General features: G+C 71.5%; 26 protein-coding genes and 1 riboswitch. Of the genes, 17 read left to right on the forward strand and 9 right to left on the reverse strand.

Annotated elements, in window-relative coordinates:
* Positions 1 to 13: 13 nt before the first annotated feature.
* Positions 14 to 229: riboswitch (cobalamin riboswitch) on the reverse strand.
* An 81-nt stretch (positions 230 to 310) separates the two neighbouring features.
* Positions 311 to 685 (forward strand): ArsR/SmtB family transcription factor, encoded by a 375-nt coding sequence (locus ACZ7MX_RS16545; RefSeq protein WP_472132640.1) that lies wholly within the window; start codon positions 311 to 313, stop codon positions 683 to 685.
* Between the two features lie 63 nt (positions 686 to 748).
* Here the strand turns inward: ACZ7MX_RS16545 and ACZ7MX_RS16550 are convergent, their stop codons facing one another.
* From ACZ7MX_RS16550 to ACZ7MX_RS16570, 5 genes are all read right to left on the reverse strand, one after another.
* The gene (locus ACZ7MX_RS16550) at positions 749 to 1,630 is read right to left on the reverse strand and encodes a carbohydrate ABC transporter permease (RefSeq protein WP_472132642.1); all 882 of its coding nucleotides are present in this window, start codon (positions 1,628 to 1,630) and stop codon (positions 749 to 751) included.
* Positions 1,627 to 3,033, reverse strand: a complete 1,407-nt coding sequence (locus ACZ7MX_RS16555) for an ABC transporter permease (RefSeq protein WP_472132644.1) — start codon at positions 3,031 to 3,033, stop codon at positions 1,627 to 1,629. The genes ACZ7MX_RS16550 and ACZ7MX_RS16555 overlap by 4 nt, the downstream gene beginning before the upstream one ends.
* Positions 3,034 to 3,050: 17 nt before the next feature.
* Positions 3,051 to 4,385, reverse strand: a complete 1,335-nt coding sequence (locus tag ACZ7MX_RS16560) for an ABC transporter substrate-binding protein (RefSeq protein WP_472132646.1) — start codon at positions 4,383 to 4,385, stop codon at positions 3,051 to 3,053.
* A 53-nt stretch (positions 4,386 to 4,438) separates the two neighbouring features.
* Positions 4,439 to 6,202, reverse strand: coding sequence for a glycoside hydrolase family 13 protein (locus ACZ7MX_RS16565; protein ID WP_472132648.1), 1,764 nt, complete (start codon positions 6,200 to 6,202; stop codon positions 4,439 to 4,441).
* A 213-nt stretch (positions 6,203 to 6,415) separates the two neighbouring features.
* Entirely contained in the window at positions 6,416 to 7,687 is a 1,272-nt protein-coding gene (locus ACZ7MX_RS16570) for an ABC transporter substrate-binding protein (RefSeq protein WP_472132650.1), read from the reverse strand.
* A 172-nt stretch (positions 7,688 to 7,859) separates the two neighbouring features.
* Between ACZ7MX_RS16570 and ACZ7MX_RS16575 the strand changes: the two genes are divergently transcribed.
* From ACZ7MX_RS16575 to ACZ7MX_RS16590, 4 genes are all read left to right on the forward strand, one after another.
* Entirely contained in the window at positions 7,860 to 8,366 is a 507-nt protein-coding gene (locus tag ACZ7MX_RS16575; RefSeq protein ID WP_472132651.1) for a PadR family transcriptional regulator, read from the forward strand.
* Entirely contained in the window at positions 8,363 to 9,124 is a 762-nt protein-coding gene (locus tag ACZ7MX_RS16580) for an ABC transporter ATP-binding protein (protein ID WP_472132653.1), read from the forward strand. The genes ACZ7MX_RS16575 and ACZ7MX_RS16580 overlap by 4 nt, the downstream gene beginning before the upstream one ends.
* Positions 9,125 to 9,127: 3 nt before the next feature.
* Positions 9,128 to 11,449 carry an ABC transporter permease gene (locus ACZ7MX_RS16585; RefSeq protein ID WP_472132655.1) on the forward strand — a complete coding sequence of 774 codons (2,322 nt, stop codon included), beginning with the start codon at positions 9,128 to 9,130 and terminating at the stop codon, positions 11,447 to 11,449.
* A gap of 78 nt (positions 11,450 to 11,527) precedes the next feature.
* A complete protein-coding gene (locus ACZ7MX_RS16590; protein WP_472132657.1) occupies positions 11,528 to 12,478 on the forward strand; it encodes a CPBP family glutamic-type intramembrane protease in 951 nt (316 codons plus the stop codon).
* Between the two features lie 46 nt (positions 12,479 to 12,524).
* On the opposite strand, the gene ACZ7MX_RS16595 is transcribed toward ACZ7MX_RS16590, so the two are convergent.
* On the reverse strand, positions 12,525 to 13,160 hold the full coding sequence (locus ACZ7MX_RS16595; protein ID WP_472133260.1) for a helix-turn-helix transcriptional regulator: 636 nt from the start codon (positions 13,158 to 13,160) through the stop codon (positions 12,525 to 12,527).
* 217 nt (positions 13,161 to 13,377) lie between these two features.
* Between ACZ7MX_RS16595 and ACZ7MX_RS16600 the strand changes: the two genes are divergently transcribed.
* The 4 genes from ACZ7MX_RS16600 (at position 13,378) to ACZ7MX_RS16615 (ending at position 15,555) form a co-directional block, all read left to right on the forward strand.
* The gene (locus tag ACZ7MX_RS16600; protein WP_472132659.1) at positions 13,378 to 13,923 is read left to right on the forward strand and encodes a DUF2231 domain-containing protein; all 546 of its coding nucleotides are present in this window, start codon (positions 13,378 to 13,380) and stop codon (positions 13,921 to 13,923) included.
* 79 nt (positions 13,924 to 14,002) lie between these two features.
* Complete coding sequence (locus ACZ7MX_RS16605) at positions 14,003 to 14,431, forward strand: hypothetical protein (RefSeq protein ID WP_472132661.1); 429 nt, start codon at positions 14,003 to 14,005, stop codon at positions 14,429 to 14,431.
* Between the two features lie 25 nt (positions 14,432 to 14,456).
* Complete coding sequence (folE, locus tag ACZ7MX_RS16610; RefSeq protein WP_472133262.1) at positions 14,457 to 15,089, forward strand: GTP cyclohydrolase I FolE; 633 nt, start codon at positions 14,457 to 14,459, stop codon at positions 15,087 to 15,089.
* A gap of 109 nt (positions 15,090 to 15,198) precedes the next feature.
* Positions 15,199 to 15,555 (forward strand): ArsC/Spx/MgsR family protein, encoded by a 357-nt coding sequence (locus ACZ7MX_RS16615; protein ID WP_472132663.1) that lies wholly within the window; start codon positions 15,199 to 15,201, stop codon positions 15,553 to 15,555.
* Between the two features lie 201 nt (positions 15,556 to 15,756).
* On the opposite strand, the gene ACZ7MX_RS16620 is transcribed toward ACZ7MX_RS16615, so the two are convergent.
* Positions 15,757 to 16,338 carry a TetR family transcriptional regulator gene (locus ACZ7MX_RS16620; protein WP_472132665.1) on the reverse strand — a complete coding sequence of 194 codons (582 nt, stop codon included), beginning with the start codon at positions 16,336 to 16,338 and terminating at the stop codon, positions 15,757 to 15,759.
* Between the two features lie 113 nt (positions 16,339 to 16,451).
* Here ACZ7MX_RS16620 and ACZ7MX_RS16625 point away from each other — a divergent pair, with 113 nt between their 5' ends.
* Positions 16,452 to 16,718 (forward strand): putative antibiotic biosynthesis monooxygenase, encoded by a 267-nt coding sequence (locus ACZ7MX_RS16625; protein ID WP_472132667.1) that lies wholly within the window; start codon positions 16,452 to 16,454, stop codon positions 16,716 to 16,718.
* On the opposite strand, the gene ACZ7MX_RS16630 is transcribed toward ACZ7MX_RS16625, so the two are convergent.
* Positions 16,705 to 16,875: a hypothetical protein gene (locus ACZ7MX_RS16630; protein WP_472132669.1), complete on the reverse strand. Its 171-nt coding sequence runs from the start codon at positions 16,873 to 16,875 to the stop codon at positions 16,705 to 16,707. The two genes, ACZ7MX_RS16625 and ACZ7MX_RS16630, sit on opposite strands and share 14 nt — an antisense overlap.
* Positions 16,876 to 16,989: 114 nt before the next feature.
* On the opposite strand from ACZ7MX_RS16630, the gene ACZ7MX_RS16635 reads away from it, so the two are divergent.
* The 6 genes from ACZ7MX_RS16635 to ACZ7MX_RS16660 all read left to right on the forward strand — a co-directional run bounded on the left by ACZ7MX_RS16635 (position 16,990) and on the right by ACZ7MX_RS16660 (position 23,612).
* On the forward strand, positions 16,990 to 17,889 hold the full coding sequence (locus ACZ7MX_RS16635; RefSeq protein ID WP_472133264.1) for an aldo/keto reductase: 900 nt from the start codon (positions 16,990 to 16,992) through the stop codon (positions 17,887 to 17,889).
* A gap of 273 nt (positions 17,890 to 18,162) precedes the next feature.
* Positions 18,163 to 19,050, forward strand: coding sequence for an alkaline phosphatase family protein (locus ACZ7MX_RS16640; protein ID WP_472133266.1), 888 nt, complete (start codon positions 18,163 to 18,165; stop codon positions 19,048 to 19,050).
* A 5-nt stretch (positions 19,051 to 19,055) separates the two neighbouring features.
* Entirely contained in the window at positions 19,056 to 20,510 is a 1,455-nt protein-coding gene (locus tag ACZ7MX_RS16645) for an MFS transporter (RefSeq protein WP_472132671.1), read from the forward strand.
* Entirely contained in the window at positions 20,507 to 21,538 is a 1,032-nt protein-coding gene (locus ACZ7MX_RS16650) for a TolB-like translocation protein (protein WP_472132672.1), read from the forward strand. The genes ACZ7MX_RS16645 and ACZ7MX_RS16650 overlap by 4 nt, the downstream gene beginning before the upstream one ends.
* A 77-nt stretch (positions 21,539 to 21,615) precedes the next feature.
* On the forward strand, positions 21,616 to 22,332 hold the full coding sequence (locus ACZ7MX_RS16655) for a TetR/AcrR family transcriptional regulator (RefSeq protein WP_472132674.1): 717 nt from the start codon (positions 21,616 to 21,618) through the stop codon (positions 22,330 to 22,332).
* A gap of 71 nt (positions 22,333 to 22,403) precedes the next feature.
* Complete coding sequence (locus ACZ7MX_RS16660; RefSeq protein WP_472132676.1) at positions 22,404 to 23,612, forward strand: acyltransferase family protein; 1,209 nt, start codon at positions 22,404 to 22,406, stop codon at positions 23,610 to 23,612.
* An 83-nt stretch (positions 23,613 to 23,695) separates the two neighbouring features.
* Here ACZ7MX_RS16660 and ACZ7MX_RS16665 read toward each other — a convergent pair whose 3' ends face one another.
* The gene (locus tag ACZ7MX_RS16665) at positions 23,696 to 25,042 is read right to left on the reverse strand and encodes an aldehyde dehydrogenase family protein (protein ID WP_472132678.1); all 1,347 of its coding nucleotides are present in this window, start codon (positions 25,040 to 25,042) and stop codon (positions 23,696 to 23,698) included.
* Positions 25,043 to 25,106: 64 nt separating this feature from the next.
* Between ACZ7MX_RS16665 and ACZ7MX_RS16670 the strand changes: the two genes are divergently transcribed.
* The gene (locus ACZ7MX_RS16670) at positions 25,107 to 25,799 is read left to right on the forward strand and encodes a TetR/AcrR family transcriptional regulator (RefSeq protein ID WP_472132680.1); all 693 of its coding nucleotides are present in this window, start codon (positions 25,107 to 25,109) and stop codon (positions 25,797 to 25,799) included.
* Positions 25,800 to 25,806 lie beyond the last annotated feature (7 nt).

Consider the following 25,806-nt stretch of genomic DNA (forward strand, 5'->3'; position numbering starts at 1 on the left):
CACCTCGTGGATCACTTCGTGAGATGCCGTGGCCGGTCTCCTGGCTTACAGGTGCACGCGTCCATCCCCGCCTTCCCGGCCGCAGGCTGCGGTCAGTGGCGCCGTACCGCGGAGTGCGGGTACGGAAAAGGGCTGGAAACTCCCCGATCACAGTGGCGAGGGCCGCTCCGGACTGGGACCACGAGGTCCGTCACCGGTCTTCCCGAGCACCACGGCGCGCCAACCCTACGGGCCGTCCAGCGATTCCTACAAGCCTGCACAACTGTGCAGGTATCGAAGATCACATTCGGTGACCTGCAAAGATGTCCTCATGCATCTCGTCCCGGCCGAGCGCGCCGACCACCGCATCATCGACGGCCACCGCGTCTGCGACGCCATCGCCGCCATCGGTGAGCCAGGCGAGGTCCGGGCCTGGGCCGACCGCTTCGCCCTGCTCGCCGATCCCGGGCGCCTCGCCCTGCTGCTCGCCCTCCACCGGGCCGGCCCCATCGCCGTCTCCGACCTGGCGGTCGCCACCGGCATGAAGGACACCGCGGTCTCCCAGGCACTGCGCCTGCTCCGGGCCGCCGGAGTGGTGGAGGGCGCCAAGGACGGCCGGGTGGTGCGCTACCGCGTGGTCGATGACGCGACCGCGGCCCTGCTGACGCACTGCACGGCGGCACAGCCCCGGCCGGCGGAGGCATAACGCCGTGGCCCGCTGCCTGGGACAGCGGGCCACGGCGCTACGGGAAGACTCCCGGACCTGGGGCTACTTGACCGAACCGGCCATGATCCCCTGGACGAAGTGCCGTTGGAACGCGAAGAACACGATCAGCGGCACGATCAGGGACAGGAAGGCGCCGGGCGCCAGCACGCCGATGTTGCTGCCGAACTGCCGCATCTGCGACTGCAGGGCGACCGTCAGCGGCTGCGACTCGTTGTCCGCGAAGAGCAGGGCGACCAGCATGTCGTTCCAGACCCACAGGAACTGGAAGATGGCCAGACTGGCGATGGCCGGGCGGCCCAGCGGCAGGATCAGCTGGGAGAAGATCCGCCATTCCCCGCCGCCGTCCATCCGCGCGGCCTCCAGCATCTCCTTGGGGATCTCCGCGAAGTAGTTGCGCAGCAGGAAGATGGCGAACGGCAGACCGTACGCGGTGTGGAACAGGATGACGCCGGGGATGGAGCCGAACAGGCCGAGCGCGCCGAACAGTTTGGCCACCGGCAGCAGTCCGATCTGCACCGGCACCACCAGCATGGCGACCACGACCAGGAAGATCCAGTCCCGGCCGGGGAAGTCCATCCAGGCGAAGGCGTAGCCGGCCAGTGCGGCGATCACCACGACGGCGATCGTGGTGGGCACCGAGATCAGCACGGTGTTCCAGAAGGCCTGGACGATGCCCGAATCCTTCAGCAGCGCCGCGTAGTTGTCGAGCGAGAGCCGGCCGGGCGCGGTCAGCGCGGTCCACCACCCGCTGTTGGCGTTCGCCTCCTCCGTACGCAGCGAGGAGAGGAACAGGCCGGCGGCCGGGGTGAGCCAGACCAGGCCGATGACGAGCAGGAACAGCTGGATCACGGCCCGGCTGATCCGCTTCGCCGGGCGGCGGTCCGACCGCCTGCGCGGCGGGACGGTTTGCTGGGCGGTGGTCATGACTGGCTCCTGCGGAAGCGACGGATGTTGAGGGCCATGGCCGGCACCACCAGGAGCAGCAGCAGGACGCCGAGGGCGCTGCCCAGTCCCTGGTTGTTGCCGCCGCCGAAGGAGACCAGCCACATCTGCAGGGCCAGGACGTTGGCGTCCTGCTGTACGGGCCCGGGCGCGATGATGTAGACGAGGTCGAAGACCTTCATCACGTTGATCACCATCGTCACGAACACCACGCCCAGGACGGGGCCGAGCAGCGGCACGGTGATCCGGCGGAACACCTGCCACTCGTTCGCGCCGTCCATCCGCGCGGCCTCCAGCACGTCCCGCGGCATCGAGGAGAGCCCGGCGCCGATGAGGACCAGGGCGAAGCCGGTCCAGATCCACATGTAGGCGCCGATGATGGCGGGGGTGATGAGGGCCGGGCCGAGCCAGGCGATGCCCTCGTACGGCGGGGCGAAGTCCTTCGCCGGCAGCCGCAGGGCGTACGACCCCGGAGCAAGACCGGTCAGCCGGTAGGAGCCGTCGGCCGCGGTGGTCGCCGTGCCGGCCACCTTGCCACGGGAGTCGACGGCCTCGACGGTGAGCTTCGGCAGTCCGCGTTCGCCGCGGTCCACGGTGCCGGGCTTGCCGCCACCGCCGGGGGTGAAGTCGAGGTAGACCACACCGCGCAGTTCACCGTGGCCGGCCGAGGCCCCCGCGGCCCCGGCCGCGGGCCGCGCCTCGTGCGGCATGTCCTTCGGCGCCACACCGACCAGCCCGAGGTTGACGACCTGGCCGGGGCCGGTGCGGTGCGCCGTGCGGTAGCCGCCGTCGGGGAGTTTGGTCAGCTGCTTGTCGCCGAGCCGGGCCTTGGCCGTCGGGAGGGACGCGGACTCGCCCTGGAAGCTGTCGTGGATGCCGACGGTGACCGCGTTGAGCACACCGCGCTGCGGGTCCTGCTCGTACGCGAGCCGGAAGATGATGCCGGCGGCGAGGAAGGAGATCGCCATCGGCATGAACATCAGCAGCTTGAACGCCGTCTTCCAGCGGATCTTCTCGGTCAGCACGGCCAGCACCAGGCCGAGTCCGGTCAGCAGCGCGGGGGCGAAGACGACCCAGATCGCGCTGTTGCGGATGGCCCGGAGGGTGGCCGGGTCCTGGAACATCTGGGTGTAGTTGCCGACCCCGACGAAGGTGTCACCCGAGGCGTCGTACAGGCTGCGGATGACCGAGAACACGATGGGGTACGCGACGAGCGCCCCCAGCAGCAACAGCGCGGGGAAGAGGAACACCGCGGCGATCCGGCGGCGGCGCCGGACGGCGCGCCGCGCGGGGGCGGCGGCCGTCCGGCGGGGAGTGCCGCCCGGGGGGAGGGGCGGGCCGCCGCGCGTGGTGGCGGGCGGCACCGCTGAAGTGGTGGCAGGCATGGCTGGAGCCTCGGTCCTTACTTTCCGTACGCCTTGGCCGCGGCGGCTTCGAGCTTCCCGGCCGTGCCCTTGGGGTCGGACGGGTCACGCAGGAAGTCCTGCAGCAGCTTCCACTCGCCGGCGCCCTGGGTGCCGCCGAAGGCCGCCGGTGCCTGGTCGGACATGTCGAAGCGGACCGAATTCCCGGCGCCGGTCAGCGACTTGGCCGCATTGCGGGTGACCTCGTCGTGGTAGGCGGACGCCGGCACCTTCTTGTTGGGCGAGATGTACCCGCCCGCCTTGGCCCAGATCGCCGAAGCCTCGGGCGTGCCCAGGTACTTGACCAGTTCCATGGCGGCCTTCTTGTTCTTCCCGGCCTTGAGCACCACCGCGGCGTCACCACCGCTGACCACCGGCGCCTTGCCGCCGTCGACCGACGGGAACGGGAAGAACTTGGCGTCCTCGCCGACCTTCTTGTGCAGCTCGTCGGTGACCAGGGCGCTGACGAAGTCGCCCTCGTAGACCATGGCGGCCTTCTGCTCGGGGCCGAAGACCTGCTGGACGGACTCGGGGAAGTCGGTGCGCAGCGCGCCCGATCCGCCGCCGGCGACCAGGTTCTTGTCGCCGAAGAGCTTGCCGAGCGTGGTCAGCGCCTTGACCACGGAGGCATCGGTCCACGGGATCTTGTGGGCGGCCAGCTGGTCGTACTTCTGCTGTCCGGCCTGGGAGAGGTAGATGTTCTCGAACCAGTCGGTGAGCGGCCAGCCGGCCTCACCGGCGACCGAGAAGGCCGGCACACCCGAGTCGGAGAGGGTGCGGCCGGACTTCAGCATCTCCTGGTACGTCTTCGCGGGCTTCACGCCGGCCTGCGAGAACGCCTCCGGGCTGTACCAGACCGTCGACTTGTGCGACGCCTTGAAGTACAGGCCGTAGTACGTCTTGTCGACCGTGCCGTAGTCCTTCCAGACCTGCGCGAAGTTCTGCTTGGCCTCGGCACCGATCTCCGCCGAGAGCGGCGCCAGCCAGCCCTTCTTGGCGAACTGCTGCAGCACACCGACCTGCGGCACCATCACCACGTCGGGCGCGTTGCCGCCCTCGATCTGGCTGCCGACGACGGTCGAGACGTTGTCGCCGGTGGAGGAGAAGACCACCTTGGCGCCGGTCTTCTCGGAGAAACCGTCCAGCACCTTCTTGAAGTTGGTCTGCTCCACGCCGGTCCAGACGCCGGCCACGGTGAGCGTCTGGCCGCTGAGTTCCTGCTTGCCGCCGCCGGCCGAGGCACCGCCGCCGCATGCGGTGGCGGACAGCGCCAGGCCGAGCACGGCCGCGCCGGAGAGGGCGGCTCGGGTGTGTCGTACGGAGGGTCGTCTCATGGTGGTTTTCCCTTCGGGAGGACTGGCGGGGCGTCGGGGGGAGGGGTGTGGGGCTATCGGGGGGCGGGGACGGACGCGGACCCGGGGGCGTGCATCCACCAGGCGGCGGTGGAGCCGGGCAGCGTCCCCGCGGGGCAGTCGCCGCTGGCCAGCAGCGGGACGCCGGGGGCGGGGGCGGCCACCGGCTCGGTGCCGAAGTTGACGGCACAGACCAGACCGTCGCCGCGTTCGAACGCCAGCACCTGGGGCGGGGAGGGGAGCCAGCGCAGCGTTCCCTCGCCGAGCTGGGGGAGGCTGCGGCGCAGCTGCAGGCCCTCGCGGTACAGGTGCCAGAACGACCGGGTGTCGGCCAGCGCCCGGTCCGTGGCGTGGTCGGCGAACCACTCCGGCTGCGGCAGCCAGGGCCGCGCCGCGTCGGTACCCGCGGTGAAGCCGAACGGGGAGGCGTGCCCGGACCAGGGGAGCGGCACCCGGCAGCCGTCGCGGATGTGCTGCCGGCTGCCCGTGCGGTGGAATATCGGGTCGGTCAGGACCTCGTCCGGCAGGTCGACGACCTCCGGCAGCCCCAGCTCCTCGCCCTGGTAGATGTACGCCGCGCCGGGCAGCGCCAGCATCAGCAGCGCGGCGGCCCGGGCCCGGGCGGGGCCCAGTCCACTCGGTCCGCTGCTGGGTTCGGTCGCGTACCGGGTGACGGTCCGGACCTGGTCGTGGTTGTTGAGGACCCAGGTGACCGTGGAGCCGGTGCCCGCGATGTCGGTCAGCGCCTCGGAGATCACCGTGCGGAAGGTGTCGACGTCCCAGCGCGCGGTCAGCAGGTGGAAGAAGAACGCCTGGTGCAGCTCGTCGGGCCGGACGTACGCGGCCTGCTCGCTCGGGGTGCGCACCGAGACCTCGCCGACCAGCAGCCGGTCGCGGCCGTCGCGTGCGGTGTACTCCTCGCACAGGGCGCGCCAGTCGCGCCACACCTGGTGCACCTCGGGCTGGTTCCAGGCCAGCGGGTTGACCGAGTCGCGGGTCCGCTCGTCGGCCGACGGGTCGGGGGAGTCCGGGAGTTCGGGGTGCTTGAACAGCCCGGCGGCCACGTCGATCCGGAAGCCGTCGACACCGCGGTCCAGCCAGAAGCGCAGCACCTTGTCGAAGTCGGCGGGCACCGCGGGGTTGCGCCAGTTCAGGTCGGGCTGCTCGGGCGTGAACATGTGGAGGTACCACTGGCCGGCGGTCCCGTCCGCCTCGGTGACCCGGGACCAGGCGGGGCCGCCGAACATCGCCCGCCAGTTGTTGGGCGGCAGTTCACCGTCCGCCCCGCGCCCGTCGGCGAAGTGGAACAACGCGCGGGCCTCGCTGCCCGGCCCGTCCTCCAGGGCGGCGCGGAACCACGGGTGCTCGCTGGAGCAGTGGTTGGGGACGATGTCCAGCAGGACCTTCAGGCCCAGCCGGCGCGCGTCGGCCACCAGCAGGTCGAATTCCGCGAGGTCGCCGTATACCGGGTCGACGTCGCGGTAGTCGGCGACGTCGTAGCCGTGGTCGTGCTGCGGGGAGGGGTAGAAGGGGCTGAGCCAGATGCCGTCCACCCCGAGCTTCTTGAGGTACGGCAACCCCGTGCGGACACCGGCCAGATCGCCGATGCCGTCACCGGTGCTGTCGAGGAAGCTGCGGACGTAGACCTGGTAGATCACCGCGTCGCGCCACCAGCGCTGAGCCGTGTCCGGGGACGTGGTCCCGGTGGCCGGCCGGACCGCGGGGGCGGCCGGGCCGGTGAGGGGGAGGGAGGGCGCGTCTTCGGCCGGGGAGCCGTTGTCTGCGGTGGCGATGAGCATCTGCCGTGATCCCGTTCTTGCATGAGCATGCCGTGCGGCCTGCCGGGGTCGCTGTTATGCATGCATGTTAAGTAGGCATGTCTTTTCGGTGTCAACGAAAAGGAGCGAACTGTTTGCTGAGTGCCCCGATTTGTCCCGCATTTTGACGCGCGTCGAAGCTCGTCCGTTACTTAACAAGTAACTAGGGAAGGGTGAGGAGAGGTCGGGCGAGGGTCAGCCGCGGCTGACGATGGCCCGCAGTTCGCGCTCCAGGCGCGCGACGGTGGCGTCCGTGCTCAGCCGGTGGACCAGCGCGTCGTGCATGACGGCCTGCACCGCCAGGCTCACCTGGTCGTAGCGCGGGCTCTTCAGCCGCGGCCGGGCGGTCAGCACCGCCCGCTTGAGCGTCGGCAGATACGGGAACCGCCGCACCAACTGCGGATCCGCGTACAGATCGGCCCACACCGGCGGCAGCGCACCCTCGGTGAGCACCCGGCGCTGCACCGGCTCGGACGTCAGATAGGAAATCAGCGCGGCGGCCGTCTCCGGATGCCGCGAATGCGCGTTGACGGCCAGATTGGAACCGCCCAGCGCGCTGGCACCCGGCCCGTCGGGACCCGGCAGCGGCACCGCGCCGAACTTCCCCGCCACCTTCGAGGTCGGGCCGCCGGCCAGCGCGTACGCGTACGGCCAGTTCCGCAGGAACAGCAGATGGCCGTCCTGGAAGGCCCGGCGGGACTCCTCCTCCTTGTACGCCAGCGCCCGCTGGGGGATCCATCCCTCGCGCACCCCGTCGAGCAGGAACGACAGACCCCGGCGGGCCGCGGGGGAGTCCACGGTCACCCGCGTGCCCTCACCGGCGAGCACCGAACCGCCCGCCGACTGCACCGCCTCGACGACGTTGGCGGTCAGCCCCTCGTACGGCAGGAACTGGCCCGCATAGCCGTCCAGTCCGTACTTGGGCGCCACCGTCCTCGCCAACTGCGCCAACTCGGCCCAGGTGCGCGGCGGCCGGGCACCCTCCCGGTCGAGGACGTCCTTGCGGTAGTAGAGCAGCCCCGCGTTGGTCACGTACGGAACCGCATAGAGGCGGCCCCGGAAGGTGGCGGTGTCCACCACGGGCGGCAGGAAGCGCTTCAGCGGGAACCGCGCGCCGTCCACCGGCCGGATCCAGCCCGCGGCCGCGAACTCCGACGTCCAGGCCACATCGATGTTCAGCACGTCGAAGCGGGCGCTGTGCGAGCGCAGCTCGGTGACCATCTGGGCCCGGACCTCGTCGGCCGCGTCCGGCAGCTCGACCAGCGTCACCTTCTCGCGCGGGTGGTGGACGTTCCAGCCGTCGAGGACGCCGCGCAGATAGCCCGTGAGGTCGCCGCCGGTCACGAGCGTGATGGGGCCGCGGCCGTCCGGATCGCCGAGCGGCTCACCGGCCCGGGCACCCGCACTCCCCGCGAACAGCAGTGAAAACACCAGCAGAGCCCTCGTCGCGGCACGCTTCCACCGCATGGGCTCCTCCTTGAACCAGGCGTCGACGGGACACTGGACCGACAGCCCGCCCCATGTATACCTGTTAGCCATGCGGGATACTAGATGTCGCAGGGAGATACGACGACCGACCGGCTCACACCCGGATGAGATCACATAACCGGCATGTAGGGCGGGGAGGGAGAGGAAGAGCGTGCGGCTGCCACTCCTTGCTCTGTTGGTCAGTGGACCCGCACACGGCTACGAACTCAAACAGGCCCTTGAGAACCTCCTCGGCGCGGCATACCCTCAGCCGAACGTCGGCCAGATCTACGTCACCCTCAGCAGGCTGGAGAAGGCGGGCCTGATCGAGGGAGAGGACGTCGAGCAGTCGGACCGGCCCAACAAACGCATCTACCGGATCACCGCCGCGGGGCGGGAGGCGGTGGACGCCTGGTTCGACGAGGCCACCGCCGAACCGAGGGTGCGGGACGAATTCTTCATGAAGCTCGCCGTCGCCTCGCAGACCGGGACCGCGGACCGGATCGCCCTGATCAACAAGCAGCGCCGCCAGTACCTCAACACCATGCGCGACCTGTCGAAACTCGCGGCGGTGGAGGACCGGGGCAACCCGATCGCACAGCTGCTGATCGAGGGCGCGATGCTGCATCTCCAGGCGGATCTGGACTGGCTGGAGCGCTGTCAAGAGGAGTTGGAATGAACCGGGACGAGCCGTCCGGCCCGATAGTGAGGGCAGCCGGCCTGGTCAAGACCCACCGGCCGGAAGGTGCCGCCCCCGTCCACGCCGTGCGGGGCGTCGACCTGACCGTCGAGCGCGGCGAATTCGTCGCCGTGACCGGCCCCTCGGGCGCGGGCAAATCCACCCTTCTGCACCTTCTCGGCGGCCTCGACCGCCCCGACAGCGGCTCCCTGTGGCTCGACGGCCGCCAGGTCGACGGCTACCGCGAGGCCCGCTGGGCGGAGCTGCGCCGCAACCACATCGGCATCGTCTTCCAGTTCTTCAACCTGGTCTCCAACCTCTCCGTCGCCGACAACGTCGAACTCCCCGCGCTGCTGGCCGGCCGCTCCCCCCGGCAGGCCCGTACCGCCCGCACCGAGCTGCTCGACGAGCTCGGCCTGACCGGCAAGGAGAACTGCACGCCCGGCGAGCTCTCCGGCGGCGAGCAGCAGCGGGTCGCCCTCGCCCGGGCCCTGGTCAACGCCCCCAGCCTGCTGCTCGCCGACGAACCCGCCGGCAGCCTGGACAGCAAGGGCACCCGGGAGGTGCTGCGGCTGCTCGCCCGCTTCCACCGGCGCGGCCAGACCATCCTCCTGGTCACCCATGACGCCAGGATCGCCAGCGCCGCGGACCGGGTGATCAGCTTCTTCGACGGCCAGGTCGTCGACGACGCCCACCTCGGCAGCGAGCCCGGCCGCCCGGCGGCCGGGGTGTCCGACGTACTGAAGCTCCGGGGCTGACCCGTGCGAGCCGCAGCACGCTGGACCCAGGCACATCTGAGAGCACACCGCCCGGCGGCCGTGCTCATCGTGCTCGCCACCGCCGGGATCACCGTCTCCCTGCTCCTGGCCACCGCCCTCTTCTCCTACGCCACCGACCCCTGGCAGCGGATCTTCACCCAGTCCTCCGGCGCCCACGTCTGGCTCCACACCCAGGCCGGGGCCCGCGCCGGCTCGCTCGCCGCACTGGACGAGGTGCGAGCCGCCGCCGGCCCGTACCCCACGGTGCGGACGACCGCGAGCCTGCAGCCCGGCGGCGCCCGGGCGGCACTCGAACTGCGCGGCGTCCGTGGGCGTCCGGCGACCGCCGCCCCGCAGACCGTCGCGGGCCGCTGGCTCGACCCGCACACCGATGCGGGGACCACCCGGGGCATCGTGCTCGACAGCTCGGTAGCCCGGGCAATCTGGGCCAAACCGGGTGATTCCCTTGCGTTGAGCGGCTTCCCGGCGCCCCTGCACGTGGTGGGCATCGCCGACACCGCCGAAGCGCCCTTCCGGGCCGGCGAGACCCCCGGCGTCGCCTGGGTGCTCCCGCAGACCCTCGCCGCCTCCGACGCGGGCGCCGACCAGCGCGGCCGCGCCATCGGCCTCCGGCTCACCCACCCCGAGGACACCGACTACGTCGTCCAGCGGGCGGTCACCCAGCTCGGCGCCGACCAGATCACCGACGTCTCCACCTGGCGCCAGGCCAAGGCCGAGGCCGCCGGCGACAACGGTCTGCTCGCCCGGCTGCTCGGCCTCTTCGGCCTGGGCGCCCTGCTCGCCGCCGCCCTCGCCGTGGGCGGCGCCATCAGCACCAGGATCCGCGGCCACCTCCGCGACATCTCCGTCCTCAAGGCCATCGGCTTCACCCCGGGCCAGGTGGTCCGGATGTTCCTCGTCCTGCACCTCGGCTTCGCGCTGCTGGGCGTCACCCTCGGAGCTCTGGTCACCCAGCTGCTCGGCCCCCTGGTCCCGGGCCGGATCGGCGAGGCGACGGCCCTGTGGGCACAGCTCCCCGAACACGCCTGGCTGCCCCTCGCCGTATGCGGTGGCGTGGTGGCCTTCATCGGCGCGGCCACCTGCCTGACCGCATGGCGCGCCGGCCGGGTGCCACCCGTCCCGGTCGCCCGCGCCGCCGCACCCGCCGCCGGCGGCGGATCCGGCCTGACCCGGCGCGCCCTCGGCCTCAAGATCCCCCCGGCCCTGGTCCTCGGCTGGCGCGGCGCCTTCCACCGTCCCCTGCGCTCCTGGGCGGCCGTGGCGCGCCTCGCCGTCCCCCTGCTGCTCATCACCATCGCCCTGGGCGCCTGGAGCACCCTGGACCGCTTCACCTCCCGCCCGGAAAGCGTCGGCCTGGCCGCATCGCTCACCGTGCGCTCGGACTCCCTGAGCGACCAGCAGGTACACCAACTCCTCGCGAAACAGGGCGAGTTGACGTCCTACCCCGGCGCCGAGGTGCAGGCGCTGGTCCCCGGCCAGACCGGCACGATCACGCTGCGCGGCCTCGGTACCGACGCCCACCCCTACCCCTTCGCCCTCGCGGAGGGCCGCGCCGCCCACGGCCCGGACGAGGCGGTCGCCGGCGCCGGCCTGCTGGAACTCCTCGACGCACACGTCGGCGACTGGGTCCGGATGACCGTCGCCGGCCGCCCGCACGTCCTGCACCTCGTCGGCCGCAGCATCGAGACCGAAGACGCCGGCCGGGTCGTCTCCACCACCCTCGACACCCTGCGCGACGAGGGCCCCGGCGCCCCGGCGGCCCGCCCCGACTTCTACAACCTGGTCCTGCACCACGGCACCGACCCCGCCGCCGTACGCGACGCCCTCACCAAGGACTCCGCGGGCCGCCTCGAAGTACGTCAGATCCCCAACCCCGCCGACCAGCTCTCCGCGATCCGCGGCGTCGCCGCCGGACTGATCGCGGTGCTCACCCTGATCGGACTCGCGGAACTGGCGACCACGGTCGGCGCCGCCGTACGCGACCGCAGCCGCGACCTGCTCGCCCTGCGGGCCGTCGGCCTCACCCCCCGCCAGATCACCGCCGTCATCGTCTCGGCTACCGCCTTCATCACCCTGGCCGCCGCGCTCACCGGCACCGCGCTCGGCCTGCTCGCCTCCCAGTGGCTCATCGACCTCCAGGGCGAAACGAGCGGCTGGGGCACCGGCATCGCCCAACTCCCGCCGGCCGGGACCCTGGCCCTGGTCGTCGCCCTCGCCGTCACGATCTCCGCGGTGGCCGCCACCCTGCCGGCCACCCGTACGGCACGCCGACGCCTGGCGGACTCGGCGGCAGAGGTGCTGTAACGGGTAGGGAAATCCACCGGCCCGGCGGTGGGGCCAGCCGCATTCTCCTGCCGAACGCCGGCTCGTAGCGTCAGCGCCATGACGACTTCCCTCCCTGCGCCGGCGGCCTTACCCCGCCCCCGCCGCGGACTGCTGATGTTCCTGGGCCTCGCCTATCTGGGCATGTGGCTGGCCATGTCGCCGCTGCTGGCGAGCGGATTCCGGCGGAGCGACGGCCGGGCGGAGACCGGAACTCTGGAGCAGGTGTGCATCTCGGTGGCGATGCTGGCGCCGGCTCTCGCCGCGGTCCTCGTCATCCGGTTCGTCGAGCCGGCCGGTAAGGGACGGGTGCGTGACGCCCTCGCCCTGCGGTGGCCCGCACCCCCGGGACGTGCTGTGCGGGCGTGCCTGTCGGCCGTTGCCGTCCCTGCCGTCCTCACCGTCACGGCTCTCTGCATCGGCAGCGCGGTCGGTGTCTACTCCTGGGGCGAGCTGCGTGGGCACGAACTCGGTACCTGGGCGGCACGGATGCTGCCGGAGCTGGTGATCTCGCTGCCCCTGTTCTTCGGGGAGGAACTGGGCTGGCAGGGATACCTGTTTCCGCGGCTGGCGCGCGACGGGCGGGGCCTGCGCCTGGTGGGGGCGTACGTGGCCACCAGCATCGCGTTCGCCCTGTGGCACCTGCCCACCCTGCTGGTCGGCGGGCAGTATCCGGGGCAGCCCTGGTACGTGTCCGTGCCCGCGATGCTGGTGAGTTGTACCCTCGGGCTGCCGATCTTCACCTGGCTGCGGCTGCGTTCCGGGTCGGTGATCCCCGCGGTCGTCGGCCATGCCTGCGTCAGCACGGTCAGCGTGAACATGGTCAGGGAATTCGCCGACCCGCACCTCACGCTGGACCCCCTGCGCATGGGTCTCTTCGGCTGGCCCGGCTGGCTCGCCATGGGCGCGTTCGTCGCCTTCCTCGCCCTGACCGGACGGCTCCGCCCACCCTCGGACCGCACACCGCCCCACGGCCACGAGGCACAGGCACCGACCTCCGTATCTCCCTGAGAACACCGGCCTTTCATGAAGAACACCGGCCGCGGCTCCGTGGCCGTCACTCCGTGGCGGGGCCGAGCTGGACGCAGCATTCCCCCGGGCGGGGTGCGAGGACGGCCTCCACGCCGCTGACCTTCAGACCCTGCAGATATCCGGCGATGAAGGCGTGGTTCATCCCGCACACCAGGTCGGGGGCCCGGGCCGCCAGCGGGTGGAAGGGGCAGTTGCGCAGCCGGAGTTGGGTGGGCGTTTCGCGAAACGGCTCGAAGCCGTGCTGGTCGAGCATCCGCTCGCAGACGTTGAGCCCGCGTTCCGTGCCGAGTCGACCGGGGCGGGTCTGCTCCCGTTCGGCCTCGCCCAGTTCCCGGCCGCGCCGGCCGGCCGTGCGGACGGCGGCGTGGGTCGCGGTTTCGCCCTCGTCCTCGCTCAGGACGGCCTCCAGCAGGAGCTCGGCGAGGAGCTCGTGGCGGCGGTCGGGGATGCTGACGCGGATCTCGCTGTCGGTGGGTTCGTAGACCTTGGGCTGACGGCCGACCTTCCGGATACCGCCGGGCGAGGCGTACCGGGCGCGCAGCAGACCGGCGTCCACCAGCTTGTCGAGATGGAAGGCGGCGAGCTTACGGGAGATGCCCACGCTGGCGGCCGCCTCGTCCCGGGTGACGGGGCGGCCCTGGCGCCGGATGAACGCGAACATCTGCCGCCGGGAGTCCTCATTGAGGACGCTCACGGACTCGATCGCGGCGTCGTCCGGGCGCCTCTGCGGTGTTGCGTCGGGATCCACCCCTCCACAATAACGCGCACACCGGTAGGTCCAACCAGTAAATCGTCGACTTGTGCGGCGCTCACCTGCCCGTCTTGACGCCCCTCCGGAATAAGACCAAGATTTGTTGGTGAAAAAGGAGGTGGTCGGCATGGCTGAACCGTTGCCCGGCCGCGCCAAGCGGCCGGTGAGTGCCGCACTGGCCGGTCCGTACGGGCACCCGTTCCATCCGATCCTGGTCACGGTCCCCATCGGCGCGTGGGTCGGCAGCGTGGTCTTCGACATCGCTTCGCACCTCGTGCACGAGCCGGCCTTCCTGGCCCAGGGCGCGATGTGGCTGATCGCGCTGGGCGTGATCGGCGCGCTGGTCGCCGCGACGGTGGGGTTCCTGGACCTGTTCGCGATTCCGCCCGGGACCCGGGCGTTCCGCGTCGGTCTGCTGCACATGACGCTGAACCTGCTGGTCACCGCCGCATACGCGGGCAACTTCCGGTGGCGGCACGCCGGCCACGGGCCCGCGGGCAGCGTCGGGGCCGGGATGCTCACGCTGAATGCCGTGAGCCTGGTGGTCCTGGGCGTCTCGGGATACCTGGGCGGGAAGCTCGCCTACCGCTACGGGGTGCGGGTCGCCGACGAGACCACGCAGGCCGAGGGCTTCGTTTCCGGACGGCCCGGAGCGGACCGAAGCGCCGACTGACCTTCCCCTCCACCGCGCTCGCGCGTCGTCGCGGACGCGGTGCCCAACCCGTTCACCAAGAGGCGTAAGAGGAGTCCCGATGGACATCGCCGCACTGATCGCTTGGCTGATCACCGCCCTGGGCGGCTTCTACATGCTCGGTACCTGGCTCTCCCGCGGAGGAGCCTCCGGCGGCACCAGCCGGCTGCCCGTCCCGGTCGTCTTCGGACACTTCGCGCTGGCCGCGGCCGGCCTGGTCGTCTGGATCGTCTACCTGGTCACCGACAAGGACGCGCTGGCCTGGACCGCCTTCGGCCTGCTCGTGCCCGTGGCCCTGCTCGGCTTCACGATGCTGGCCCGTTGGCTCCCCGTCCACCGGGCCCGCGCCGCCGCCGAGGCCACCGCGGGGACGCAGACCGCGCCCGCCGAGCGGCACTTCCCCGTACCGGTGGTGGTCGGCCACGGCCTCTTCGCCGTCCTCACGGTCGTCCTGGTCCTGCTCACCGCCCTGGGCATCGGTGGTAGCTGAGATGACCCGGCAACCTCAGGCCGCCATGGACCTCGTCCCCGAGGATCCGGAGACACCGATCCCCGCCCCGGCCGCGTTGCGCGTCGTCCACGAAACGGACGGCATCGATCTGGCCGCCGCCGAACGCGCGGCGGGACGGTTCCTGCAGGCTCTCGGCATCTCCACCGACAACGAGAGCCTGCGCGGGACCCCCGGCCGCATGGCCCGCGCGTACGCGGAGCTGTTCAGCCCCCGCCCCTTCGACCTCACGACGTTCCCCAACGACGAGGGGTACGACGAACTGGTGCTGGCCCGCAGCATCCCGGTGCGGTCGGTGTGCGAGCACCATCTGCTGCCGTTCGTCGGCACCGCCCATGTCGGCTACCTGCCCGGACGGCGGATCCTGGGCCTGTCCAAACTGGCCCGGGTGGTCGAGCACTTCGCCTGCCGCCCCCAGGTCCAGGAACGTCTCACCAAACAGGTCGCCGACTGGTTGCAGACGCAGCTGGACCCCAAGGGCGTGGGCGTCGTCATCGAAGCCGAACACACCTGCATGACCCTCCGCGGCGTCCGGGCCACCGGCTCCAGCACCCTCACCTCCACCCTCCTGGGCACCCTGCGCCACGACGCCCGCTCACGCGCCGAATTCCTCGCACTGAGCGGCCTGCCCACCCGATAGGCCGTACCCAACGGGCCCCTGAATGGCCCTCCTTCACCCCGCCGCTGCACTTCACCTCGTGACGGCACGTCACTTCGCCTCGTCCCGGAACGTACCGAAAGATCACCGCATGGAAATCTGGATCAATCCCGCTTGCTCCAAGTGCCGGTCCGCCCTGTCACTGCTGGACGCGGAAGCAGCGCAGTACACGGTGCGGTACTACCTGGAAGACCCGCCGACCGTGGACGAACTCGACGCCGTCCTTGAGCGGCTGGGACTGGAACCGTGGGACATCACCCGCCTCGGCGAACCCGCCGCGGCCGAACTGGACCTCGCCACGTGGTCGCGTGAACCCGCCGACCGCGCCCGGTGGATCGAGGTGCTGGCCGCCCGTCCCGCACTGATCCAACGTCCGATCATCACCGCCGACGACGGCACAGCGGTGGTGGCCCGCTCACCGGAATCGGTGCGCTCGGCCCTGCGGTAGCCCGGCATATCGAGTGCCCCCGCCGTGCTGCTCGCGGGCGGGGGCGCATCAGCGGCCACCGAGCAGGTGCTCGACGTTCTCGGCGGACCGCTCAGGGAGGGGTACATCCAACGCTGGCGCGGCTGAGTCGGCCGGTCGTGGGCGGCCAGCCGACCCCCCGACCCCCGACCTCCCGACCTGCTGACCTGCTGACCTGCCGGGTCAGGCGGTCAGTCGGCGGACCAGGGTGACGAGGCTCTCGCGCTGGGCCTCCGGTCCCGCCTCGGCAACGGCGGGCATGAGCATGCAGGTCAGCTGCGGCAGCGTGAACCAGGATGCGGTCAGTGCGATCACCGCGTGCATCAACTGGCCGGCGCCGACCTCGTCGTTGAGGGTCCCGGACTTCTGGGCCCGGGCGACCGCGGCGATCTTCTCGTCATAGTGGCCGGTGCGTTCGGACTCGGCGACCACCCGGTCCCGGTACTGCAGGCCCTCCCAGGCGAGCAATCGCACGAAATGCGGGTGCTCGCGGTGGTAGTCGAAGACCCGGCCCGCATAGTCGCCCAGGTCCTGGGCCTGTTCGGTGGTGAGGGGCACCGCAGCCGCGATCTTCTGCAGTTCGGATTCCTGCACCGCCACGAACAGCTTTTCCTTGCTGCCGAAGTACTGGTAGATCCGCTCCTTGTTGACACCCGCCCGGGTCGCCACCCGCGCCACCCGGGCGCCTTCCGGGCCGAACTCGGCGAACTCCTCCACCGCCGCATCGAGCAGGAGTTGTTTCGTGCGTGCTGTGTCCCAGGCCATGCCTCCACCCTAACCCACCTCCAACCAAAGGGTTGGACTTCTCTTGCGTGGCTGTGCCAGACTCCAACTCGACGGTTGGAGAACTGCTCCGACCCATCTGACCGGGGGAATCCATGTCCACATGCACGTGCGCGTCCAGGTCCACGTCCGAGTCCCTGAGCACGCCTGCTCGCGTCCCGTCCGTCCACCGTCGGGCGCTGATCACCTGGCTCGCCGTCTACCCCACGATCACGGTCGTCCTCGGTCTGCTCGGCCCGGCCACCGCCCATCTGCCGCTCGCGCTGCGGACGCTGATACTCACCGCGATCGTCGTCCCCGTCGCCGCCTACGCCCTCATCCCCCTGCTGATGAAAGCCAACGCCGCACTCACCCGCCGCTGACTCGCTTGTGGTCGACGGCGCCGATGCGGAGGGTCGCCGAGCGGGCCGGTGTGTCGAGGTGGGTGCGCGCCTGCGCGACAGGACCACCCGCGCCGTCGCCTCCTGCCAGGAACAACTCCGTGTGCCGTGCCGTCAGTTCCCGTCCGAGCTGTGACATTCCTCCGACCCGCCGCGCCTTCCCGCCGCCCCCGCCACCTGCGCATACTCCAGGACCGCCTCGCCCTCAACTGCCATGAGGCGAGGGAAGAAGGGGATGGAGCGGATGGGAAAGATGACAACGGACACGGTCTCCGCGGCGGCCGCCGGCACCTGGCTGCTCGGTGATCGAGAGGTCAACCGGCTCGGCCTGGGCGCCATGCGTCTGACCGGCAGCGCCGCCTTCCACGAGGGCGTCCCCAGCGACCGCGCCCAGGCGACCGCGGTACTGCGTCGCGCGGTCGAGCTGGGCGTGAACCACATCGACACCGCGGCGTTCTACTTCTCCCGGCTGCGCTCCGCCAACGAGCTGATCAACTCGGCGTTGGCGCCGTACCCGGACGACCTCGTCATCGCCACCAAGGTCGGCCCGGCCAGGGACGCCTCCGGTGACTGGGCCGCCCCCGCGCGGCCCGACCAGCTGCGCGGCCAGGTCGAGGAGAACCTGCGCCAACTCGGCCGCGACCACCTCGACGTGGTCAATCTGCGCCTGATGGGCCAGGAGTCCCTCAGCGAGCACATCGGTGCCCTCGCCGAGCTGCGGGAAGCCGGCCTCATCCGCCACCTCGGCATCTCCCACGCCCGCCCGGAGCACCTCGCCGAAGCCCTGGCGATCGCACCGGTGGTGTGCGTCCAGAACCGCTTCGGAATCGACGCGCCGCACGGCGCACGGATGCTGCGGGAATGCGCCGCACGCGGCATCGCGTTCGTGCCCTTCTTCTCCCTCGCCGGGGAGGGACGCGAGGCGGGAGCCGTCCGTGCCGAGCCCGACGAGGTCCGCACCGTCGCCCGCGCCCACGGTGCCTCACCGGCACAGGTACGTCTGGCCTGGACCCTGAAGCAAGGCACCCATGTGCTGGCCATCCCGGGAACGGGAAACCCGGATCACCTGGCCGACAATGTGGCAGCGGGCGCACTGCGGCTGACGGAGGAAGACTGCCGGCTCCTCGACGCGATCGGCCGCGCCGCATCCTGATGCCGGGAGCGCGGTTGAGGGCTCCGCGGCGCACGCCGGGCGCGTTCCGCTTCACCCCGGAATGCGCCACTCGTCGTCGTCCGCACCCCCGTGAACGCGGGCTGAGGTACGCGCCGGTAGCCGCGCCCGGCCTTCAACTGTTCGGTTCCACTTCACTTTTGAAGTTCTGACAACTTCACGACGGCCCTCCTACGGTTGCCTCGCTTCACACGAGAAACGCCACTCCCCGCACCGTTCACGGCTCTTTCTCGGAGGTCCGCTGTGTCCCTGTCCATGCTCGCCCGCATACGACGGCCCCGCCGGTCCGTCTCGATCTTCGGTGCCACCGGCCTCGTGGCCGCCTCGCTCGGGCTGTGGGGCAGCGCCCCCGGTGTCGCGCAGGCCGCGGCACTGCCGACGCCCGACCACGTCGTGGTCGTGGTGTTCGAGAACCACGCCTACGAGCAGGTCATCGGCAGTTCGAGCGCTCCGTACCTGAACAACACCCTCAAGGCCGGTGGTGCCAACCTCACCAACTCCTTCGCACTGACCCACCCCAGCCAGCCCAACTACCTGGACCTCTTCTCGGGCGGCACCCAGGGCGTCACCGACGACAGCTGCTACACCCCGCAGTTCTCCGGCGCCGCCAACCTCGGCTCGGAGCTGACGGCCGCCGGCAAGTCCTGGGGCAGCTACAACGAGGGCCTGCCCTCCGAGGGCTCCACGACGTGCACCAACAGCGCCACCAAGTACGCCCGGAAGCACAACCCGTGGTTCGCGTTCAACAACGTGCCGCTGAACACCGCCCACACCTTCAGCCAGTTCCCGACGAACTACAGCACGCTGCCGAAGGTCTCGTACGTCGTGCCGAACCTGTGCAACGACATGCACGACTGCTCGATCACCACCGGCGACAACTGGCTGAAGAACAACCTCGACGCCTACGCCCAGTGGGCCAAGAACAACAACAGCCTGCTCCTCGTCACCTTCGACGAGGACGACCGGGCCCACAACAACCACATCGCCACGGTGCTGTACGGAGCGCACGTCACCCCGGGCAGCTCCTCCTCCGCGACGTACAACCACTACAACGTCCTCAGGACCGTCGAGGACCTGGCCGGCCTGACCACGCACGCCGGCAACGCCGCCTCCGCCTCCGACATCACCGGCGTCTGGAACTGACCACCGTGTACGTAGCAGACAGCCGTACCACCCCTGCTCCGGCCGACCCGGGTACCCGCCCGGGCGGCCGGGGCAGGGCCCTGCCGCACACCAAGGCCGTGACCGCGCTGCGGGCCGTGCCCCGGACCGTGTTCGTCCTCGGCACGGTCAGCCTCATCACCGACATCTCCTCCGAGATGGTCACCGCCGTCCTCCCGCTGTACCTGGTCGCCGCACTGGGTCTGTCCCCGCTCGGCTTCGGCCTGTTGGACGGGGTCTACAACGGCGTCAGTGCCCTGGTCCGGCTGGTCGGCGGCCATCTCGCCGACCGCGGTGGACGGCACAAGGCCGCTGCCGCCGCGGGGTACGGGCTCTCCGCGCTGTGCAAACCGCTGCTGCTGCTGGCCCACAGCGTGCCGCTGATCAGCCTGGTCCTCGCCGCCGACCGCACGGGCAAGGGGCTGCGTACGGCACCGCGCGACGCGATGATCTCGTTGGCCTCCAGCCCCCGGACCCAGGGGCGTTCGTTCGGTGTGCATCGTGCGATGGACACCGCCGGAGCCCTGCTGGGGCCGGTCACCGCCCTCGCCGTCCTGCGGGTGGCGGCCGGGGGCTACGACGCGGTGTTCACCGTGAGCTTCTGCGTCGCCGTGACGGGTGTCCTGGTCCTGCTGCTCTTCGTGCCGGGCCGGACCCCGACGGCCGGTACCGCGGCTCCCGGCGCCCGGGTCTCCCTGGCCGCGGCGGTCGGCCTGCTGCGCCGGGCCGAGCTCCGGCGGCTGACCCTGTGCGCGCTGCTGCTGGGGCTGGCCACGGTCTCCGACTCCTTCCTCTACCTGCTGCTGCAGCGACGCCTGGACCTGGCCCAGGAGTGGTTCCCCCTGCTGCCGGTCGTCACGGCGGGCTCCTTCCTGCTGCTGGCCGTCCCGCTGGGGAAGGCCGCCGACCGCTGGGGCCGCCGGCGCACCTTCCTGGCCGGTCACCTGGGCCTCCTCGCCGCGTACGGCCTGGTGCTGGCGCCGTTCCACGCGCCGGCGTTGCCCCTGGTGGCCGTGGTGCTCGTCCTGCACGGCGGGTTCTACGCCGCGACCGACGGGGTGCTGATGGCGGCGGCTGCCGGGGTGACGCCGCCGGAGCTGCGCTCCAGCGGCCTGGCCCTCGTCCAGACCGGACAGGCCGGGGCCCGCTTCGCCTGCTCCGTACTCTTCGGCGCCGCCTGGACGGCGTGGGGGGACCGGACCGCGCTGTCCGCCGCCGCGGTGGCGCTGGCGGCGAGCGCGGCGGTGTGCGCCCTGCTCCAGCCGCTGCGTACGACGACGGAGGTGGCGACGACGGAGACGGCGGCGACGGAGGCGGCCGCGACGCAGGAAGGCCCTTCGGCACCCTCCACCGCGGTCGCCCCGCCCACGACCGCCTCTGCCGACCCTGCGCCCGCGACCACCCCTGCCGACCCCGCGCCCAAGACGGAGGCCACCGGATGACCGCCCGTACCCGCATCGTCGTCCTGCTCGTCGCCGTGCTGGTACTCGGCGGTGTCGCCGTGGGCTCCGTGCTGCGGGCCGCCGACCAGGCGCATCGCAAGGACCAGCAGCAGACCACCGGCCCGCAGGTGAGCGCGGGGCAGGTGGCACTGGCCGGAGCGGCCCCGGCGCGGAGGCCCCGGCTGGTCTTCCGCAGCACGCTGTGGGGGCCGCACCGCGACGAGCTGGTGTCCGTACCGGTCTCCGACCCCGCCGGCCCACGCACCGCATCCGGCCTCCGCTGCCTGCGCTTCCACACCGCCGCCGGCACCGGCAGTTGTCTGCGTGCGGTGCCCGGTGCGACGGCCGGCCATTATGAAGCCGTCGTGCTGGACTCCCGGCTGCGGGCCCGCAGACACGTCCCCCTGGTCGGGAGCCCCACCCGGACCCGGGTCTCGCCCAGCGGGCGGATGGTGGCGTGGACCGTGTTCGTCAGCGGAGAGTCGTACACCGGGCTCAACTTCTCCACCCGCACCTCGATCCTCGACACCCGCGACGGAAAGCTCCAGGCCGACCTGGAGTCCTACCGCGTCATCAAGAACGGGCAGCCGTACCGGAGCCCGGACATCAACTTCTGGGGAGTGACGTTCGCCGACGACGGGCACTTCTACGCCACCCTGGCCACGCGCGGCACCGCCTACCTGGTGCGCGGCGACATCGCCCGGCGCACGGTGACCGTCCTCCGCGGCAACGTCGAATGCCCGTCGCTGTCGCCGGACGGGACCCGACTGGCGTTCAAGAAGCGGGTGCCGGGCCTTCCGGCGGACGCGCCCTGGCGCCTGTACGTGCTGGACCTGCACAGCATGCGCGAGCACCCGCTGGCCGAGCGGCGCAGCGCCGACGACCAGGCCGTCTGGCTGGACGACCACACCGTCGCCTACGCCCTGCCCGGCGACTTCGAGACCGACGCCTGGTCCGTCCCCTCCGACGGCACCGGCCACCCCCACCGCCTGATGCCTGCGGCCCAGGCGCCGTCCGCGGTCCGCTGACCTGCGGTCGCGGCCGGGCCAGGGGCTCAACCCACCCCGACTGGACGGCGATTGGCCGCCCGGCTAAGGTTTTGGCCATGCGGTCAGAAAATAATCCGAGCGGCCAGGCGGGCTCCGTCTCCGTCCCGGCGGGCGGGGCGGGCGACCTGAAGTCGCAGGAGCCCGAACGCTCCTTCATCGAGAAGGCGCGTCGGGCCCAGATCATGGATGCGGCCGTCGAGACCATCGCGGTACGGGGGTTCGCGAAGGCCTCACTGGCGCAGATCGCCGAGCGGGCGGGGATCAGCAAAGGGGTGATCTCGTACCACTTCGCCGGCAAGGCCGAGTTGATCGAGCGGCTCGTCGAGCAGATCTACGACGGGATCGGCGCGTTCGTCGAGGCCCGATTGGAGAAGGAGGCCGGGGCGACGGCCTGGCTGCGGGTCTATGTGGAGTCGGTGGCCGCGTACATGCAGGACCACCGGTCCCAACTCGCCGCGCTCGGCGAGATCTTCAGCAACTTCCGTACCGAGGACGGGGCCCTGCGCTACGGCGTCGCCTCCAGCGAGCCGCTGTACGTCGGGCTGGAGGGGGTCTTCCTGGAGGGGCAGCGCAACGGCGAGTTCCGCGACTTCGACGTGCGCGTCATGGCCGTCAGCCTCCAGGCCGGGATCGACCACATGTTCGCGTACTGGAGCGCCCATCCCGAGCACGACCTGGCGGCCCATGCCCGCCAACTCGCCGACCTCTTCGAGCACGCCACCCGCGCGGACGCGCCACGGGACACGACCGGCAGCGGCACCGAACAGCACTGAACGACACACCAGCAGCACCGCACAGCCATGGACTGCACAGCTGTGAACTGCACTGAACGGGGAGAACTTTCATGACGGACGATCTGGCCCGCCCGGCCCCGGCGGTGGGGCCCGAGCCGGCCACCGGGCGGCCGAAGGCCGCCGCCCGGCTGCTCTACATCGACAATCTGCGCATCGTGCTGACGGTACTGGTGGTGCTGCACCACACCGCCGTCACCTACGGCAACATCCCGGCCTGGTACTACACCGAGCCCGCCAAGGACGGCTCCGGGCTGCTCCTGGATGTGTTCGTCATGTTCAACCAGGCGTTCTTCATGGGGTTCTTCTTCATGATCGCCGGCTTCTTCACACCGGCCTCCTACGCACGCAAGGGCACCCGGCCGTTCCTCCGGGACCGCCTCAAGCGGCTGGGCATTCCGCTCCTCGCCTTCCTCCTGCTGATACGTCCGCTGGTGGGCTTCGGCGGCTATGCCGATCTGCGGGCGGAATTCGCCGAGCAGGGCAAGGACCTTCCCTACTGGCTCTACTACCTCCTGAGCTGGGACGCGGGGCCGATGTGGTTCGTCGAGGTGCTGCTGGCGTTCTCCCTGGTCTACGCCCTCATGCGGCACCGGCGGGCGCGCCGCCGCACGGGCGTCGGCGGGGAGGCCGGCACGGCCGGGCGCGCGCCCGAGCGGGCCCCGCGGCCGCTCGCCATCGTCGTCTTCACCCTCGGCCTGGCCCTCGCGACGTACCTGTGGCGGATCGTCGTTCCGAGCGGCAGCTACCTGCCCTTCCTCGGCCTGCCCACCCCCAGCTTCATGCCGCAGTACGCGAGCTTCTTCGTCCTCGGCGTGCTGGCCCACCGCCGTGGCTGGCCGCAGACCCTCTCCCGGGTCGCGGGGCGGGTGGGGTTCGTCGTCGCCACCGTGGCGACGCTCGCGTACCTGCCCGTCGCCCTCACCGCCGGGGACGGCGCGCTCGACGGACACGGCAGCTGGCAGTCGCTGGCCGGGGCCGCGTGGGAGTCGACGTTCGCGGTCGGCGCCGTCCTGGGACTGACCGTCCTGTTCCGGGAGCGGTTCCAGCGGCAGGGCCCGGTCGCCATGTTCCTCTCCCGCCATGCCTTCGCCGTCTACCTCACCCATGCGGCCGTGCTCGTCGGACTCGGCTACGCCTTCCGCTGGCTGCACGCCCCGGCGGCCGTGAAGTTCGCCCTGGTCGCCGCCCTGGCCCTGCCGCTGTGCTGGGCCGTGGCCTACGCCGTCCGCTCCCTGCCCCGCGCGGACCGGGTGCTGTGACGCCGTAGCCGTCCTTCGGTGGCAGTGGCCCCTGTTCCTGGCCCGGGTCAGGAACGGGGGCCTTTCCGGGTCGACCGTCCCGCTCATCCCAGCGGCTTGTCCAGAACTGCCTTGGTGTGGCTGAACGTCTCCAGTGAGTACTCGCCGTGGTAGCGCCCCATACCGCTCTCGCCGACCCCGCCGAACGGCAGGTCGGGCGCGGTGAGATGGGCGACCGGCAGCCCGAAGGTGAGCGCGCCGGAGGAGGTCTCGGTCAGGAGACGGTGCTTGGTGGCGTCGGAGTCGGTGAACGCGTACAGCGCCAGCGGCTTGTCCCGGTGGTTGATGAAGGTGATCGCCGCGTCCAGGTCGGGCACCGGCACGATCGGCAGGATCGGGCCGAAGATCTCCTCCTGCATCACCGGGGCGTCGGGGGAGACGTCGGCGAGGACGGTGGGGGCCAGGTAGCGGTCGGCGCGGTCGTGGGTGCCGCCGAAGACCGTGCGGCCGCTGTCGAGGAGGGCGGTCAGACGGTCGAAGTGGCGCTCGTTGACGATCCGTCCGTACTCGGGCGCGCTGGCCGGGTCGGCTCCGTAGGTCTCGTGTACGGCCTCGGCGAGGTGCTCTTCGATGTCCCGGGCGGTGTCGCCGATGGCCAGGACGTAGTCGGGGGCGACGCAGGTCTGGCCGGCGTTGAGGAACTTGCCGGTGACCAGCCGCCGGGCCGCCGCGGCCAGATCCGTACCGGCGTCGAGGACGACGGGGCTCTTGCCGCCCAGTTCCAGCGTGACCGGTGTCAGGTGCCGGGCGGCGGCGGTCATCACGATCCGGCCGACGGTGCCGTTGCCGGTGTAGAAGATGTGGTCGAAGCGCTGGGCCAGCAGTGCGGTGGTCTCCGGGACGGCGCCCTCGACGACGGCCACCGCGTCCGCGTCCAGGTGGCGCGGCAGCAGCCGGGCGAGCGCGGCCGAGGTCGCGGGGGCGAGCTCACTGGGCTTGACGACGGCGCAGTTGCCCGCGGCGAGGGCGCCGACGAGCGGGGCGAGCGCGAGCTGCAGCGGGTAGTTCCAGGGCGCGATCACCAGGACGACGCCGAGCGGTTCGCGGACGACCCGCGCGGTCGCCGGGAGCAGCCGCTCGGGCAGTGCGGCGGGCCGGGGCGCCAGCCAGTCGTCGAGCCGGTCGAGGGTGTGGTCGATCTCCTGGAGGGTGAAGCCGATCTCGGTGCGGTACGCCTCCTCGGGGCCCTTGCCGAGGTCGGCGGCCAGCGCGGCGAGGAGCTCGTCGCGGTGGTCGGTGAGCAGCGTGCGCAGGGCCGTGAGCTGGCCGCGCCGCCAGTCGGTGCCGGTGGTGCGGCGGGTGGCGAAGGTGGTGCGGAGCCGGTCGACGACGGCGGCGGCCGCGTCGAGGGCGCCCGCGTCCGGGGCAGAGGTGGTGGTGTGGGATGTCATGTCGCCGAGGCTACTTGAAACGAAAAATTTTCGTTTCGTAATGAGGGGTCGGTAGACTCCCGGTGTGGGCGAACGCACCGAGAGCAACCAGACCGCGGCGGCCGGGCGGGGCGCCGCCCGTGGCCGCCCGCGGGACACCGAACGCGACCGGGCCCTCCTGGAGGCCACCGTCCAGGTCCTCCAGGAGAGCGGCTACGGCGGACTGACCACGGCCGCCGTGGCGAAACGGGCCGGGGTCTCCACCGCGACCCTCTACCGTCGCTGGCGTTCCAAGGAAGACCTGGTCGTCGGCACCGCCGTGCGCTGGGCGAGCGACCTCGGCCCTCAGCCCGACACCGGCAGCCTCGAAGGCGACCTGGCCGCGCTGCTCCGGGACAAGGCCGAGACGCTGGAGGGCCCCGGCGGCCGGCTGCTGCACGTCCTGATCGGTGAGTCCGCCCACAACGAGGCGCTGGCCCGGGTGCTGGACACCGCGATCATCGAGCCGGTCCGCGACCGGGCCGCCACCGTCGTGCGCCGCGCCGTCGACCGCGGCGACATCCCGCCCCTGGAGCACGCCCACGTCCTCGCCGACCTGGTCGTCGGCTCGATGGTCAGCCGCCTCTTCCTCACCCCCGATGCGGCACACCGGGCCACCGCGGACGGCCCGTCGTCCGGCGAGGCAGCGATCAGCGAGCTCCTCCCGTTCCTGCTGCGCGCCCTCGGCGCACGGACGGGGCCGACCGGGACCGGCGCACCCGTACCGCCGAACCGCTGACCTTCCT

The organism is Streptomyces sp. NPDC107765 (assembly GCF_055657085.1).

Bases quoted from the DNA above. Each gene is read 5' to 3' on its own strand.
- ACZ7MX_RS16545 (WP_472132640.1), top strand. From the start codon at position 311: ATGCATCTCGTCCCGGCCGAGCGCGCCGACCACCGCATCATCGACGGC.
- ACZ7MX_RS16550 (WP_472132642.1), bottom strand. From the start codon at position 1,630: ATGACCACCGCCCAGCAAACCGTCCCGCCGCGCAGGCGGTCGGACCGC.
- ACZ7MX_RS16555 (WP_472132644.1), bottom strand. From the start codon at position 3,033: ATGCCTGCCACCACTTCAGCGGTGCCGCCCGCCACCACGCGCGGCGGC.
- ACZ7MX_RS16560 (WP_472132646.1), bottom strand. From the start codon at position 4,385: ATGAGACGACCCTCCGTACGACACACCCGAGCCGCCCTCTCCGGCGCG.
- ACZ7MX_RS16565 (WP_472132648.1), bottom strand. From the start codon at position 6,202: ATGCTCATCGCCACCGCAGACAACGGCTCCCCGGCCGAAGACGCGCCC.
- ACZ7MX_RS16570 (WP_472132650.1), bottom strand. From the start codon at position 7,687: ATGCGGTGGAAGCGTGCCGCGACGAGGGCTCTGCTGGTGTTTTCACTG.
- ACZ7MX_RS16580 (WP_472132653.1), top strand. From the start codon at position 8,363: ATGAACCGGGACGAGCCGTCCGGCCCGATAGTGAGGGCAGCCGGCCTG.
- ACZ7MX_RS16590 (WP_472132657.1), top strand. From the start codon at position 11,528: ATGACGACTTCCCTCCCTGCGCCGGCGGCCTTACCCCGCCCCCGCCGC.
- ACZ7MX_RS16595 (WP_472133260.1), bottom strand. From the start codon at position 13,160: ATGTTCGCGTTCATCCGGCGCCAGGGCCGCCCCGTCACCCGGGACGAG.
- ACZ7MX_RS16600 (WP_472132659.1), top strand. From the start codon at position 13,378: ATGGCTGAACCGTTGCCCGGCCGCGCCAAGCGGCCGGTGAGTGCCGCA.
- ACZ7MX_RS16605 (WP_472132661.1), top strand. From the start codon at position 14,003: ATGGACATCGCCGCACTGATCGCTTGGCTGATCACCGCCCTGGGCGGC.
- folE (WP_472133262.1), top strand. From the start codon at position 14,457: ATGGACCTCGTCCCCGAGGATCCGGAGACACCGATCCCCGCCCCGGCC.
- ACZ7MX_RS16615 (WP_472132663.1), top strand. From the start codon at position 15,199: ATGGAAATCTGGATCAATCCCGCTTGCTCCAAGTGCCGGTCCGCCCTG.
- ACZ7MX_RS16620 (WP_472132665.1), bottom strand. From the start codon at position 16,338: ATGGCCTGGGACACAGCACGCACGAAACAACTCCTGCTCGATGCGGCG.
- ACZ7MX_RS16625 (WP_472132667.1), top strand. From the start codon at position 16,452: ATGTCCACATGCACGTGCGCGTCCAGGTCCACGTCCGAGTCCCTGAGC.
- ACZ7MX_RS16630 (WP_472132669.1), bottom strand. From the start codon at position 16,875: ATGTCACAGCTCGGACGGGAACTGACGGCACGGCACACGGAGTTGTTC.
- ACZ7MX_RS16635 (WP_472133264.1), top strand. From the start codon at position 16,990: ATGACAACGGACACGGTCTCCGCGGCGGCCGCCGGCACCTGGCTGCTC.
- ACZ7MX_RS16640 (WP_472133266.1), top strand. From the start codon at position 18,163: ATGCTCGCCCGCATACGACGGCCCCGCCGGTCCGTCTCGATCTTCGGT.
- ACZ7MX_RS16650 (WP_472132672.1), top strand. From the start codon at position 20,507: ATGACCGCCCGTACCCGCATCGTCGTCCTGCTCGTCGCCGTGCTGGTA.
- ACZ7MX_RS16655 (WP_472132674.1), top strand. From the start codon at position 21,616: ATGCGGTCAGAAAATAATCCGAGCGGCCAGGCGGGCTCCGTCTCCGTC.
- ACZ7MX_RS16660 (WP_472132676.1), top strand. From the start codon at position 22,404: ATGACGGACGATCTGGCCCGCCCGGCCCCGGCGGTGGGGCCCGAGCCG.
- ACZ7MX_RS16665 (WP_472132678.1), bottom strand. From the start codon at position 25,042: ATGACATCCCACACCACCACCTCTGCCCCGGACGCGGGCGCCCTCGAC.